The organism is Bradyrhizobium sp. RDM12 (genome assembly GCF_051917485.1).
Classification (GTDB): Bacteria; Pseudomonadota; Alphaproteobacteria; order Rhizobiales; family Xanthobacteraceae; genus Bradyrhizobium.
The window spans coordinates 1,124,734-1,138,986 of sequence record NZ_CM133064.1; the positions used below are offsets into that span (position 1 = coordinate 1,124,734).

The 14,253-nt window shown below is 64.1% G+C and carries 12 protein-coding genes and 2 pseudogenes; 5 read left to right on the top strand and 9 right to left on the bottom strand.

Going from position 1 to position 14,253, the window contains the following annotated elements:
• Nucleotides 1-32 precede the first annotated feature (32 nt).
• The 5 genes and pseudogenes from ugpA (at nt 33) to ACTGJ9_RS05275 (ending at nt 3,854) form a co-directional block, all read left to right on the top strand.
• A complete protein-coding gene (ugpA, locus tag ACTGJ9_RS05255) occupies nt 33-914 on the top strand; it encodes a sn-glycerol-3-phosphate ABC transporter permease UgpA (protein ID WP_456676212.1) in 882 nt (293 codons plus the stop codon).
• Entirely contained in the window at nt 914-1,762 is an 849-nt protein-coding gene (ugpE, locus tag ACTGJ9_RS05260; RefSeq protein ID WP_456676213.1) for a sn-glycerol-3-phosphate ABC transporter permease UgpE, read from the top strand. The genes ugpA and ugpE overlap by 1 nt, the downstream gene beginning before the upstream one ends.
• A gap of 6 nt (nt 1,763-1,768) precedes the next feature.
• Nucleotides 1,769-2,846 (top strand): annotated as a pseudogene (locus ACTGJ9_RS05265) (sn-glycerol-3-phosphate import ATP-binding protein UgpC).
• A 246-nt stretch (nt 2,847-3,092) separates the two neighbouring features.
• A complete protein-coding gene (locus ACTGJ9_RS05270; protein WP_456676214.1) occupies nt 3,093-3,518 on the top strand; it encodes an Hsp20 family protein in 426 nt (141 codons plus the stop codon).
• 51 nt (nt 3,519-3,569) lie between these two features.
• Nucleotides 3,570-3,854, top strand: coding sequence for a BQ00720 family protein (locus tag ACTGJ9_RS05275; RefSeq protein ID WP_456676215.1), 285 nt, complete (start codon nt 3,570-3,572; stop codon nt 3,852-3,854).
• Nucleotides 3,855-4,457: 603 nt separating this feature from the next.
• On the opposite strand, the gene ACTGJ9_RS05280 is transcribed toward ACTGJ9_RS05275, so the two are convergent.
• The 9 genes and pseudogenes from ACTGJ9_RS05280 to ACTGJ9_RS05320 all read right to left on the bottom strand — a co-directional run bounded on the left by ACTGJ9_RS05280 (nt 4,458) and on the right by ACTGJ9_RS05320 (nt 13,988).
• Nucleotides 4,458-5,621, bottom strand: a complete 1,164-nt coding sequence (locus tag ACTGJ9_RS05280; RefSeq protein ID WP_456673537.1) for an IS110 family RNA-guided transposase — start codon at nt 5,619-5,621, stop codon at nt 4,458-4,460.
• Nucleotides 5,622-5,804: 183 nt separating this feature from the next.
• On the bottom strand, nt 5,805-6,266 hold the full coding sequence (gene ptsN / locus ACTGJ9_RS05285) for a PTS IIA-like nitrogen regulatory protein PtsN (protein ID WP_014438750.1): 462 nt from the start codon (nt 6,264-6,266) through the stop codon (nt 5,805-5,807).
• Between the two features lie 274 nt (nt 6,267-6,540).
• Entirely contained in the window at nt 6,541-7,140 is a 600-nt protein-coding gene (hpf, locus tag ACTGJ9_RS05290; RefSeq protein ID WP_456676216.1) for a ribosome hibernation-promoting factor, HPF/YfiA family, read from the bottom strand.
• 173 nt (nt 7,141-7,313) lie between these two features.
• The gene (gene rpoN, locus ACTGJ9_RS05295; protein ID WP_456676217.1) at nt 7,314-8,942 is read right to left on the bottom strand and encodes an RNA polymerase factor sigma-54; all 1,629 of its coding nucleotides are present in this window, start codon (nt 8,940-8,942) and stop codon (nt 7,314-7,316) included.
• 90 nt (nt 8,943-9,032) lie between these two features.
• A complete protein-coding gene (gene lptB / locus ACTGJ9_RS05300; RefSeq protein ID WP_456676218.1) occupies nt 9,033-10,046 on the bottom strand; it encodes an LPS export ABC transporter ATP-binding protein in 1,014 nt (337 codons plus the stop codon).
• A 215-nt stretch (nt 10,047-10,261) separates the two neighbouring features.
• Nucleotides 10,262-11,005: an LptA/OstA family protein gene (locus ACTGJ9_RS05305; RefSeq protein ID WP_456676219.1), complete on the bottom strand. Its 744-nt coding sequence runs from the start codon at nt 11,003-11,005 to the stop codon at nt 10,262-10,264.
• Nucleotides 11,006-11,010: 5 nt separating this feature from the next.
• A complete protein-coding gene (gene lptC / locus ACTGJ9_RS05310) occupies nt 11,011-11,736 on the bottom strand; it encodes an LPS export ABC transporter periplasmic protein LptC (protein WP_456676220.1) in 726 nt (241 codons plus the stop codon).
• A gap of 200 nt (nt 11,737-11,936) precedes the next feature.
• Nucleotides 11,937-12,550, bottom strand: a pseudogene (locus tag ACTGJ9_RS05315) (ribonuclease D).
• Nucleotides 12,551-12,662: 112 nt separating this feature from the next.
• A complete protein-coding gene (locus tag ACTGJ9_RS05320; protein WP_456676221.1) occupies nt 12,663-13,988 on the bottom strand; it encodes a UbiA family prenyltransferase in 1,326 nt (441 codons plus the stop codon).
• Nucleotides 13,989-14,253: the final 265 nt, after the last annotated feature.

Below are 14,253 nucleotides of genomic sequence, written 5' to 3' on the forward strand. Positions count from 1 at the left end.
CACGACGAGCGGCCCGCCGGCGCCACCCCATCATGCAAAAGCAAGCCATTTTCCGATCAAAGCTATTGCCCTACGCGCTGGTTGCTCCGCAACTCGCGATCGTTCTGATTTTCTTCTACTGGCCGGCCGTGCAGGCCGTCATCCAGTCCTTCCTGCTGCAGGACGCTTTCGGCCTCTCGACGAGCTTCGTCTGGTTCGAGAACTATGCCGAACTGTTGAGCGATCCCGCCTATTTCGAGACGATCGTCCGAACCTTCTTCTTCTCGTTTGCGATCGCGGCGTCCTCGCTCTCAGTGGCGCTGCTGCTCGCGGTCATGGCGGACAAGCCCTTACGCGGCGGCGCGGTCTATCGCACGCTGCTGATCTGGCCCTATGCCGTCGCGCCGCCCGTGGTCGGGGTGCTCTGGGTGTTCATGCTGCACCCCTCGCTCGGCGTGCTCTCGCGCTATCTCCGTTCCGCCGGCATCGAATGGAATCCGCTGCTCGACGGCAATCAGGCCGCGACACTGGTCATCCTCGCAGCCGCCTGGAAGCAGATCTCCTATAACTTCCTGTTCTTCCTCGCAGGGCTCGCCAGCATCCCGAAGAGCGTGCTCGAGGCCGCCGCGATCGATGGCGCGCGCCCGATGCGCCGGTTCTGGACCGTGACCTTCCCGCTGCTGTCCCCGACCATCTTCTTCCTGCTGGTCATCAACATCGTCTACGCCTTCTTCGACACCTTCGGCATCATCGACACCATGACCCGCGGCGGTCCCGGCAAGTCGACGGAGACGCTGGTCTACAAGGTCTATAATGACGGCCTGATCGGCGGAAACCTCGGCAGCTCGGCGGCACAGTCGGTGATCCTGATGGTCATGGTCATCGTACTGACCGGAATCCAATTCCGCTTCGTCGAACGCAAGGTGACCTACTGATGGTCGAGCAAGAGGGCTTTCGACGCTACGTCGCCCACATCATCCTCTGGATCGGAATCGCGATCGTCGCCTTCCCGGTCTACGTCGCCTTCGTCGCCTCGACCCAGGACAACGCGCTGATCGCCAACGGGCAGATGTCGCTGCTGCCGGGCGGGCACTTCTTCGAGGTCTACTACCAGACCATTTTCGTCGGCACGAGCGGCTCGACCCGCGAGCCGGTCGGCAACATGATGCTGAACTCGCTGATCATGGCGCTCGCGATCGCCGTCGGCAAGATCGCGATCTCGATCATCTCCGCCTATGCGATCGTGTATTTCCGCTTCCCGTTCCGGATGCCGATCTTCTGGATCATCTTCATCACGCTGATGCTGCCGGTCGAGGTCCGCATCTATCCGACCTACAAGATCGTCGCCGACCTGCACATGCTCGACAGCTACGCCGGCCTTGCGCTGCCGCTGATCGCATCGGCCACCGCGACGCTGCTGTTCCGCCAGTTCTTCATGACCGTCCCGGACGAATTGCTGGAGGCCTCGCGCATCGACGGCGCGGGACCCTTGCGCTTCTTCTGGGATACGCTGTTGCCGCTGTCGCGCACCAACATGGCCGCGCTGTTCGTGATCCTCTTCATTCTCGGCTGGAATCAATATCTCTGGCCGCTGCTGATCACCACCCGCGACGACATGCAGACCATCCAGATCGGCATTCGCAAGATGATGACCACCAACGATGCGCTGACCGAGTGGCCGATCGTGATGGCGACCGCCGTGCTGGCCATGCTGCCGCCGGTGTTCGTCGTCGTCGCCATGCAGAAACTGTTCGTGCGCGGCCTGGTCGAGACGGAGAAGTAGAGAGTTATGGCCAACGTCACCCTGCGCAACGTCCGCAAGACCTATCCCGGCGGCTTCGAGGCCATCAAGGGTGTCAACGTCGATGTCGGCGACGGCCAGTTCTGCGTGCTGGTCGGACCAAGCGGCTGCGGCAAGTCCACGCTGCTCCGCATGGTCGCGGGGCTCGAGACCGTCACCGGCGGCGAGATCGACATCGGCGGCCGCGTCGTCAACCAGGTCGAGCCCGCCGATCGCGACATCGCGATGGTGTTCCAGAACTACGCGCTCTACCCGCACATGAGCGTCTTCAACAACATGGCTTACGGCCTGCGCAATCGCGGCATGAAGGAAGCCGAGATCAAGACCCGCGTCGAGGAGGCCGCGCGCGTGCTCGAGCTCTCGGCGATGCTGGAGCGCAAGCCGCGTCAGCTCTCCGGCGGCCAGCGCCAGCGCGTCGCCATGGGCCGCGCCATCGTGCGCCAGCCAAAGGTGTTTCTGTTCGACGAGCCGCTGTCCAACCTCGACGCCAAGCTGCGCATCGCGATGCGCGTCGAGATCCGCAAATTGCAGCGGCGCCTCAGCACGACGTCGGTCTACGTCACCCACGACCAGCTCGAGGCGATGACGCTCGCCGACGTTCTCGTCGTGATGAACGGCGGCCAGGTCGAGCAGATCGGCAATCCCCTTGCGATCTACGAGAAGCCGGCCACGACCTTCGTTGCGTCCTTCATCGGCGCGCCGCCGATGAATCTGATGTCGACGCGCATTGAGGAAATCAAGTCGCAGCTCGCCGGCTGAGGCCGGCATCCTCGGCATTCGTCCAGAAGATTTTGTCATCACCGACCAGACCGCCGCCGGCGGCGTCGCATTGCCGCTGACGGTGGAAGCGATCGAACGTGTCGGCGCCGAAACTTTTATCTACGGCTCGCGCGCCCAGGACGAGCAGCGCGTCGCCGCCACGCCGGGCGAGCTGCCGCCGGGCGAGATCATCGTCCGCATTCCCGGAACCGAAGCTCCGGCGATCGGTGAGAGGATTCGGGTCGCGGCGGTGCGCCAAAAGCTGCATCTGTTCAGCGGCGACGGGCGGACCCGGATCGAGGCCTGAGGGGCTCCGAAACGTTCGACCGATCGAAGATCGCGAAAACAACCCCATGCACAGTAGTAGGGGGTCTGTTTTCATTGGGATAAATCGCCCCGCAACTTCGTCATGGCCGGCGACGGCGGAAGCAGTGAATCCACAGCCCCCGCTACGTGCTTGAACCCACACGGGGATATGCCCATATTGCTGACCAAGGGGCGCCGCTTCCGGGCCCTGAAATGCCAAAGTCGCTTCGAGAGGACTTTGTAAACTATGTCTCGTGTTCCCACGTTATCCAGTCCGTTCCTTCTGGGCTTCGACGAGATTGAGCGCGTGCTCGATCGCGTCGTCAAAGGCGCCGACGGTTATCCTCCCTACAATATCGAGAGGTGCGACCGATCCGACGGCCAGCCCGAGCGGTTGCGCATCACGCTGGCGGTCGCAGGATTTACCCGCGACCAACTCGATGTAGCCATTGAGGAAAACCAGCTCGTGATCCGCGGACGACAGCAGGACGACAAGACCCGGCAATACATCCATCGCGGCATCGCCGCGCGCCACTTCCAGCGCACCTTCGTGCTGGCGGAGGGGATGCTGGTGCTGGGTGCGGATCTGAAGAACGGGTTGTTGTCGATCGATCTGGCCCGGCCAGAACCCGAGAGGATCGTTAAGACAATCGCTATCAATGAGCACGAATAATGGAACGAGTAGCGGACTCGACCGCTTAGTTTCTGTGAAGGAGTCGAGACCATGAGTGAAGGTCATGTTGCGTTCGAATACGAAGCCAAGTCCGATACCACGGCCGTCTCGCCCGAGACGTTGGCGAGCCTCGGCGAAGGCCATATCGCCTATGTGAAGCAGATCCGCTCCGAGGATGTGCCCGGCCTGTTTCCCGAGGCCCCGAAGATTGCGCCCGGCCTCAAGCTGTTCGCGCTCCACGCCGCCGACGGCACGCCGATCATGCTGACCGACAGCCGCGAAGCCGCGGTTGCGAATGCCTGGAGCAACGAGCTGCAAGCGGTGAGCGTGCACTGAGCGCGCGCACGTCGCACGAATAGAGTTTCAGCGGGCATGCCTTCACACGAAGGCGTGCCCGTTTTCATTTTGAAGGATGATGTCTCCGCGCGAGCGCCGCGAAGCAATCCAGAATCTTTCCGCGGAGGGACTCTGGATTGCTCACATGGGGATTAGGTGTGTCAAGGCGGTTGTTCAGCTCTTTGTTCGATTGCAGGCCAGCTCTTCGTCCCGACCGCGGGATGTTTCGGATGGCGCGCGGAGATCGCGTCAAGGTCGGCTCGTTAGAGCCGCCGCGCAGCGGCTTGACCTTGACGTGATCGAGCACGCCATCAGGCTTGTGTGGTCGGGAGGCCGCGGGCGAACTCCTCCTTATGGTTCAGCGATCTCAGGGTCGAGCCGGTTTTGACAATCTGGTTTTGCGTGCCAGATCAAACTCACATCCGGTCGTCGCGCGGTAGCGACTGCACCAACATTCCGCTTGCGGCGGGCAGGCTCGAGAGGACGGGACCATTCTTCGTTGCGGCGTTTGAAGCCATGCAATCCATCGGTTCGTCCACCCCGGATCGGCCGAGGCTGATCGTTCCTCGGCTGATTGGTTTTAAGGCTGCGGGAAGCGTTGCATCAGGCGACGGTCTTCATCACGGCTCCCTCGATCACGACGCCGGCGGTCACGTACTTCCACAAGGCCACGAGCAGCTTGCGGGCCAGCGCCACGATCGTGCGCTTGCGGCCGCGCTGGCTGTTGGCCTTGAACCACTGGGTCAGCGCCGATTGAGGCTGGTGGCGTATCCACAACCAGGCGAGCTGGATCATCGTGGTCCTCAGCCGCGGATTGCCGGCCTTCGACACCCCTTGTTCGCGCTCGATGCCGCCGCTCCGCCATGGCGTGGCCGCAAGACCGGCATAGGACGCAACCTGACGGCGGTTGGCGAATTGCCGCCAGAACGCCTCCGTCCAGAGAACGGCCGCGAAGTTCGGGCCCATGCTCTTCAGGGCGAGCAGCATCGTGACGGGATCCGCCTTCTCCCCGGCTGGCTTGCTCACGACCAGCAACGCCTCCTGCTCGCGCTCCACCGCCGCGATCTGGTCGAGCAGCAGTTCGAGACGATCGAGCTCGCGGCTGATCTGGGCCTTCAGATGCGCCGGCAGCATGCGCCCATCTCCGGTCCGCAAGGCTTCGAGCCGTGCCCGTCGATCGCGCCGCAGCGGCACGTAGCCGAATATCCCTTGCGCGAACAGAACGCCCTTGATCCGGTTCACATGCTCGATCCGCTCGGCGATCAATGTCCGCCGCTCGCGGCAAAGCCTGCGGCGGTCCTCCGCTTCCGGAGAGGGCGCCACCACCATCGCGCAGACCCGCGGCTCGCCGCGCTTATAGGCCAGAAGCGCCCGCAACAGCGTCTCGCCATCGAGCCGATCCGTCTTGGCCCGCCTGCGCCGGCGCGGCGTCGCAATCGAGGCCGGATCGACCACGTGGCTCTCGATGCCTTCCTGCTGCAAGGCGCGGTGCAGCCAGAACCCGTCCAGCCCCGCCTCCTGGATCGTGATGATCGGATAGCTCTCACCCGTTCGCGCCTGTGCCTTGCGCTTCAGCTCCGCAAACAGCTTCAAGAGTTCCGCAAGATCGCCGGCCTCCACGCTGCGCTTCGACATCTTCTCGCCCTTGCCGGGCGACAGCGAGGTCACCAGCCATGTCGAGCGGCTCAGTTCCAATGACACGAAAATTGCGCCAAACTGCGTGCGGATAGCGGCCAGTCCGTCGGAAGGATGATCGAGCAACATCATTGTCTCCAGGTTGAGTGTTTCAGCAACCTCAGTCTGGCCTCAGACTTGGCTGCTATCCACTCCCCATGGAATCTTCGCTGCGCTCGCAATGACGGAGTGTGAGGCTACGGCGAATTCAACTCTCGTGCGTCCAGAGCACGAGAGCGAGATGAACCACTCGCACTCTCACAATCCGTGAAGAAATTACGCCGCAGTCGCCGGCGGCAGCGCCAGCACCGAATAGATCGCCTGCGCGTCGCGCGAGGCGCGGAGCTTCTTGGCGATGTCCTGATCGCGCAGCAGGCGGGCGATGCGGGCGAGTGCCTTGAGATGATCGGCGCCGGCGCCTTCGGGGGCGAGCAGCAGGAAGACGAGGTCGACCGGCTGGCCGTCCATCGCCTCGAAATCGATCGGGCGATCGAGCCGGGCGAACAGGCCGAAGATCTTCTCGAGCTTGGGCAGCTTGCCGTGGGGAATCGCGACGCCGTAGCCGACCGCGGTGGTGCCGAGCTTCTCGCGCTGGAGCAGCACCTCGAACACGGAGCGCTCGTTCTGGCCGGTCAGCTCGGCGGCCCTGGCCGCGAGTTCCTGGAGCGCCTGCTTCTTGCTGTTGACCTTCAATGCCGGAAGTATCGCCTCGGGCGCGACCAGATCGGTAATCGGCATGGAAGTGTTCCGAGGTGAATTAAACCGTCAGGTTCCGAATTGGCCGGCTCGATCAGATCGAGCTCGGCCGGCGTCAAGAAGATGAAGCAGGAGGCGCACTTAACCCCAATCCTGATGTTGGGGCGCTTCTACTCCAACGCAATCCCGGTGCCAACTCCTGCGTGCGGCTTTGCCCCGGTCATTGTTAAGGACCGTGGTTGATACGGGGACTCCGGAATCTTATTTCGACGCGTTTTCTTTACGCGAACCGGCATCCACTTCGCTCGAAAACGCTCTAACCGCCCGATTTGGCGCCCGGCGGGTCGATCCAGCCGACATTGCCGTCGGCGCGGCGGTAGATGATGTTCACGCGGCCGGAGGAGCCGTGCTGGAATACCAGGCAGGGGGCCCCGCTGAGGTCGAGTTCCATGACGGCTTCGCTGACCGACATCTGCTTCAGCGACGTCGTGGCCTCGGCGATGATCACCGGGCTGTAGCCGGTGACCTCGTCCTCGTCCTCGCCCTCACCCGGCGCCTCCAGCACGTAGCTGGTCGCGTCCATGGCAGCCAGCGCCGCGGAGGCGACATGGGCCTTGCGGGCCGAACGGTCCTTGAGCCGGCTCTTGTAGCGCTTGAGCCGCTTCTCGATCATGATCAGAGCCTGATCGGCGCTGGCATAGGCGTCCGGCGCGTTCAGATCGGCCTCCAGCGTAATGCCGGAATCGAGATGCAGCGCGCAATCGGTCCGGAAGCCGAAGCCATCCTTGCTCAGCGTGATGTGGCCGGAATAATTGCCGTCGAAATATTTGCGCAGGACCTCTTCGGTCCGGTCGGTCACGCGGCCGCGCAGGGCCTCGCCAACGCTGACGCTCTTGCCCGAAATCCGAAGAGTCATGTGATGCCTCGCTTGGTTTGACGCCGCGCTGCGATGACTGCGTCATCGCAGCTCGGGTTGTTCCCTGCGCATGATCTGGCCGGAAAACCGTCGGACACTTTTCCGGATCATGCGCGTGCTTGGATCGGTCGCGATAGGGAGAATGAGAGTAGCGCGATTTTGCGCCAGCGCAATCAGGCCGGTTCCGTGTTGCGGGAGCGATCGGGCATTGCGGTGGAAAGGACGTTACCAAGAGCGCTCTGCTTGTCACGACGGCGTTGCACCGAGGACGGAATGCGCATGGCTTCGCGGTACTTCGCGACCGTGCGGCGGGCAATATCAATGCCCGAGGCGCGCAACCGTTCCACGATGGTGTCATCCGACAGGATCGCGGCGGGAGCTTCCGAATCGATCAGCTGCTTGATGTGGTGGCGCACGGCTTCTGCGGAATGCGCCTCGCCGCCATCGGCCGAGGCAATCGAGGCCGTGAAGAAATATTTCAACTCGAATGTGCCGCGATTTGTCGCCATGTATTTGTTGGCGGTGACGCGCGACACCGTGGATTCATGCATCTGGATCGCGTCGGCGACGGCCTTCAGATTCAGCGGCCGCAGATGCGCGACACCGTGGGTAAAGAAGCCGTCCTGCTGGCGCACGATCTCGGTCGCGACTTTCAGGATGGTGCGGGCGCGCTGGTCGAGCGCGCGCACCAGCCAGGTCGCGTTCTGCAGCGCGTCGGTGAAATACGACTTGTCGCCGTCCTTGCCCTTCTTCTTCGACAGCTCGGAATAGTAGGTCTGGTTCACGAGCACGCGCGGCAAGGTGTCGCTGTTGAGCTCGACGTGCCAGCCGCCATCCGGACCCGGCCGGACATAGACGTCCGGCACCATGGTCTGCATGCGCACCGAGCCGAACTTCATGCCGGGCTTGGGATTGAGGCGGCGAATCTCGCCGATCATGTCGGCGATGTCCTCGTCGTCGACGCCGCAAATCTTGCGCAGACCTGCGATGTCACGCTTGGCAAGGAGGTCGAGATGCTCCACCAGCGCCTGCATCGCCGGATCGTAGCGGTCGAGCTCACGGAGCTGGATCGCCAGGCATTCGCTCAAATTGCGCGCGCAGACGCCGGGCGGATCGAATTTCTGCAACACGGCAAGAACACCATCGACCTCGGCTTGCGACGCGCCAAGCCGTTCGGCGGCCTGCCCGAGATCCGGCGGCAGATAGCCGGCCTCGTCGACGAGGTCGATCAGATACTGCCCGATCATGCGCTGCGCCGCACCGGTGAAGGCGACCGAGAGCTGCTCGGCGAGGTGGTCGCCGAGCGTGGTTTCCGCCGCGACGAAGGCTTCGAGATTGTAGTCCTCGTCGCCGGAGGCACCGCCGCCCCATTCCGTGTAGGTGGTCGGCGCGGCGTCCTGGGCGTTGCGCGCCGCCGCCTCGGCGGGCTCCTCGGAGAACACGTTGTCCAGGCCGGTGTCCAGGGTCTGCTCGATCTCGGCGCGGGTGCCGAGATCCTTGCTCATCCATTCTTCCTGGCCGGGCTCGAAGGCGTTGCCGTTGCCGCCAAAACCGTCATCGGCACCTTGACTTCCTGAATCATCGCCATCGTTGTCGCTGAACTGGGCGGCCTCGGCCGGGGCCTCGCCGCCGGGGGCCTCGTCATTGGCCCGCTCCAGCAGGGGATTACGCTCGAGTTCCTCTTCCACGAAGGTGGTGAGATCGAGATTGGACAATTGCAGCAGCTTGATCGCCTGCATCAGCTGCGGCGTCATGACTAGCGACTGCGATTGCCGGAACTCTAATCTCTGCGTAAGCGCCATCTAACAAGAACCGTTCCCGAAAATTGGTCCGATTCTTGCTTATCTTAGTCCTGGCCCGATGTACACGCCTTGACGAAATGGAAAAAAGGGCTAGAGGCGGAATTCCTCGCCAAGGTAAAGGCGGCGAACATCCGGATCGGCGACGATCTCGTCCGGGCTCCCCTCCGTCAGGATTTCACCGGCATAGACGATATAGGCGCGGTCGGTGAGGCCGAGCGTCTCGCGCACATTGTGGTCGGTGATCAGCACGCCGATGCCGCGATTGGTGAGATGGCGAACGAGGTCCTGAATGTCGCCGACCGCAATCGGATCGATGCCGGCGAAGGGCTCGTCGAGCAGCATGTAGTTCGGACGCGTTGCCAGCGCGCGCGCGATCTCGACGCGGCGGCGCTCACCGCCGGATAGCGCGATCGACGGCGATTTCCGCAGCCGCGTGATGTTGAATTCGTCGAGCAGGGAATCGAGCTGCTGCTCGCGCTTCTTGCGCGAGGGCTCGACCACTTCGAGCACGGCGCGGATGTTCTGCTCGACGGTGAGGCCGCGGAAGATCGAGGCTTCCTGCGGCAGATAGCCGATGCCGAGCCGCGCGCGCTGATACATCGGCAGCTTGGTGACGTCGTGGCCGTCGAGTTCGATCGCGCCGCGATCGGCCTTGATCAGGCCGGTGATCATGTAGAATACGGTGGTCTTGCCGGCGCCGTTCGGACCGAGCAGGCCGACCGCTTCGCCGCGCCGCACATAGATGCTGACGCCGCGCACGACCTGGCGGCTGCCAAAACTCTTTTCCACGCTATGCACAGCCAGGAAGCCCGGCCGGCGCAGCGGCTGCGGTCCGCCCGTGCCGTTGGACCTGGTCGCGGGCTTCGCGCTGGATCTGGCTTTGGGCGGTTGAGCGGCCGCCGGACGCGGCCGGGGCGGGGCCTCGATGCCATAGGGGTCCGCGGCCTGCATGGGCTGCTCACGGGCAATCGGCGGCGCGTCCCGCACCTGGCTCGCCACCAGGCCGCCGACGCTGTCACCGAGCGCAGTGATGTCCTGACGGGCAAATCCTGGCCGGCCGCGCTTGGCGGGGCGCCGACGGAATATGCTGAAGAGATCGACCATCCCCGCCTTCTCTACGGATCCTGCGCGGTGCTCGCACGGCCTGCCGCGCCGGCCGCTCGCTTCGCCGACGCAGCATGAATGAAGGGATGTCTCATGCCCAGTGAAACACGCCCGAAAAGCGGCGGACCCCGCTTCGAAAGCCCCGCGCGCTAGATACAGTCTCGCCGGCCAAGCTTCAACCTCGGATCGGCCGCACCCGAGCCAAGTTCTTGAATTTACTTTTGTTTACCTGAACCGGGCAATTGCAGCGGCGAGCCGGCGCCCGGGGCGACCGGCGTTCCGCATTTGCCGTTCGCGCCGCCCTGGGACTGGATGAACAGGCCCTGCACCTTGCCGCTGTCGGATTCCACCCGGGAGACGCCGGTGGTCATGTCGACCATCAATTTGTCGCCGCGCAGCACGTTCTGGCACTGCGTCAGCACCACCTGGCCGCCGGAGCCGCCGAGCATGGTGATGAGGTTCGTCTTGGTATCGAACACCGCGGTCTCGCCGGTCACCACCTGGTCCTTCTGGGTGACGACGACATTGCCGCGCGCTTCCAGCCGCTTGATCGAGGAGGCGCCGCCCGGCCCCGGTGTCGCCGATTGCATCGGCGCCGCCTTCTGGGCTTTTGCAGAAGCGGATTGGGCCGGCGCAGACTGCGGGGCGGCGGCCTTGTCGCTGCTCGATTCGTAGAACACCACCAGCGTCTTCGAGGTCATGGTGGTGTCGCCCTGCACCACCTTCACATTGCCGGCGAAGGTCGCTTCCTTCTTCTTGTCGCGCATCTCGAGCGACGCCGCCTCGATCTGGATCGGCTGATCGCGGTTCTGCGAAAAGCCCTGCATCGCATTGGGCACGCCTTGCATCGTGCTTTGCGCGACGGCTGCACCGGCCGCCATCAGCGCAGCGCCGCCAAGCGCGATCGCTGCGACGATGGCGCGACGCTTGCTGTCGTTGCGCGGAAAAAAATCAGCCATGAAAATCACTTTGAGTTCGCAGATTTGTTCTTGGACTTCGCAGGCGCGGGCGCGGGCTGCTCGACCGGCGCGGGCGCCGGGTCATCCGTGCTGATCTTGTCCAGATGCATCACGACATTGCCTTCGAAGCGGATGACGTCGCCGCCCTCCGTGATGCGCAGCCGGTCGGCGGTCACCGTGCCGTTGGTCAGCTTGACGTCGACATGGTCATCGGAGGAGACCGTGCCCTTGTTCATGTCGACGAAAGCGGAGTTCAACCGCGCCTCGTAGCCGGTCGAGGTGCGCAGGAAGATGTCCTTGTGCAGATCGAGCTGCTGCTGCTTGTTGTCGAAGCGGCCGGTGCGGGCATCCAGAAACAGGGTCGACTGGTCTTCCATCAGCACCTTTGCCTTGAGGTCATTGAGATCGACATGGTCGGGGTCGGTGATGTCCTGCGTTGCGGTCTTGGCCCAGAGCTCGTAGGGCCGCTGGTCCGGCGTGAAGCCGGACAAATGCGGCGATTCCATCGTGATCCTGGTGCCCGTCACCACCGTGTTTCCGGAATCGACCTTCACGGGGATCATGCTGAAGGGGTTGAGAAAGGTCGAGACCGCGACGATCGAGGCCATGGCCAGAATCACCGTCGCCGGCACCGCGATGCGCAGAATCCGCACCAGGCGGCTGTGGCGCGCCGCGCGGGCAAACTTCGCCGCAAGCGCGGCGTCGTAGGTTGGAAACTGGGCCGAGTTCACCGCTGCTCCGGGGGCATCGCTTGCCTGGTCAGAAGGCTCCAATCGAGGGCGCCTCATTGTACCCGCGACCTCAGGAATATGCAGCCTTCGAATACGCAGCCTTTTGGAACAGGCAGCCTTGGGCATAGCAGCCTGGGACAGGCCGTTACGAAAGTGTCCGAAACGGGGCGGCAGCCTGAACCTGTGCGCCGCTCACGGGCTCAGGAATGCGCGAAAATGTCCTCTTCCTCCCAGCCCTGGAGGTCGAGCAGGGCGCGGGTCGGCAGGAAGTCGAAACAGGCTTTTGCCAGCTGGGTGCGGCCCTCCGCACCAGCATGGCGTCGAGCCGCTCGCGTAACGCATGCAGGTGCAGCACGTCCGATGCGGCGTAGGCGAGCTGCGGCTCGGTCAGGCTGTCGGAACCCCAGTCGCTGGACTGCTGCTGCTTGGAGAGGTCGACATTGAGCACCTCGCGGACGAGGTCCTTGAGGCCATGGCGGTCGGTATAGGTGCGGGCCAGGCGCGAGGCGATCTTGGTGCAGTAGATCGGCCCGGTCATCACGCCGAAGCTCTGGTACAGCACCGCGACGTCGAACCGGGCGAAATGGAAGATTTTCGTGATGGCGGGATTGGCGAGCAGCGCCTTCAGGTTCGGTGCGTCGGTGTGGCCTTTGGGGATCTGCACCACGTCGGCGCTGCCGTCGCCGGGCGAGAGCTGGACCACGCAGAGCCGGTCGCGGTGCGGGTTCAACCCCATGGTCTCGGTGTCGATCGCCACCGCGCCGGTGTAGCGGGTGAGGTCAGGCAGGTCGCCGCGATGCAGGCGTACGGTCATGGCGTTTCAAACCCTCAATCGAATCGGTCGCGTCGATATCATAAGCTCATCGGATGGCCCGCGATGTATCCACTGCAGGGGAGCTGCGCAAGCGCGGATACGGGCCGCACAGTCAGATCGCCGCCAGCATGATGCAGACCATCGCCGCCACGGTGGTCCGGCTCGCGCCGTCCCGGAAGGCGTAGATGATGGGATCGTCGGGCATCTCGCGGCGATGCGCGATCATCAGGGCGCGGCCGAACCAATAGAGCAGCAGGGGCGCGAGCAGCCACAGCATCCAGGGACGGCTGTAGAGCGGCGTCACCGCGGAGGACGAGACGTAGAGCGCGAACACCGTCACCGCATTCATCGCGCTCGCCGCCGCCATCGCGGCGATGACGTGCAGATCGCTGATGCGGTAGTCGCGGTTGGAGGGATCGGTAAGGCCTTCACCCTGGCGCATGCTGAGCTCGCTGAAGCGCTTGATCAGCGCCAGCGAGGTGAACACGAACAGCGAGAACACCATCAGCCATTCCGACAGCACGACGCCGGCCGCGACCGCGCCCGCACCGATGCGCAAGGAGTAGAGCCCGGCGAGCGTGACGACATCGACCAGCATCTTGCGCTTGAGCACGAGCGAATAGGCGATGGTGGTGGCGAGATAGGCGGCGAGCACGCCGAGGAAGGTTGGGGAGATGCAGAGGCTGGCGGCGACGGCAAACAGCCACAGCACAGGAATCGCCGATAGCGCCGAGGAGATCGGCAAGTCGCCGGCCGCGAGCGCGCGATGGCGCTTGGTCGGATGCTGGCGGTCGGCGGCGAGGTCGAGCAGATCGTTCATCAGATAGGCGCCCGACGCACAGGCCGAGAACGCCAGGAACGCCAGCAGCGTGGTGCCGAGCGTGGCGACATTCATCTGATGCGCCGTGATGACAGGCACGAACACCAGCGTGTTCTTGGCGTATTGATAGACCCGCAGCGCCTTCGTCCAGGTCTTCAGGCTGGCTCTGGTTGCGACGCGCGCGTCGATGCGCTCGACGGAGGTGTGATCGAACGGCAGACGATCGCCCGCAGCAAGCTCGGCCGGCGTCACGACGCCGTCAAAACCGAGATGCCCGGCGATGCCCGCGGCATGATCGGCGAAGCGGCCGGCGACCAGGAAAATCCTGGCGCCGCGCGCCCGCGCCACCAGCGCCTGGTTCAGCACATCGGCATCATAGGGAAGCTGCGCGTAGTCGAGCTCGGCGCGCGCCAGAATATCCGTGAGCGCCGCCATGCCGGCGCGCCCCCCCGCGCCGAAGCGGGCCAGCATGCGCGCGGGGCTCGAGAACAGCGCCTCCAGCAGCAGCTCCGAGCGCAGCAGCGCGCCTTCGAGATCGACGACGAGTGTGCGCGCGGGCGCAGCAATGGCCTGCGGCGCGGCCTCGCTCCGATCGTACTGCCTGACGGGCTGCTCCATTCGAAAACGCTCTGACTGACCGCGACACGGCCGGCCCAAGGGCTGGAGAGGCCGGGGAGCAGGAAAATGGACGGCCGCGAGCCTAGGGAGCATTCGCTAAGGCCGGCTTAATTCGGCCGGACGAACGGCGGCTGAGAGAGTCCGCCGCCGGGCGTGTTGCCGGGATCCCACAATCCGGCGCGCGCTCGATATACCAGCGGAACTCGAGGCTCGCGCCCGTGGAAATCGCCCCCGCCGACCCTATCTGAGGCCAGCTTCCCACACG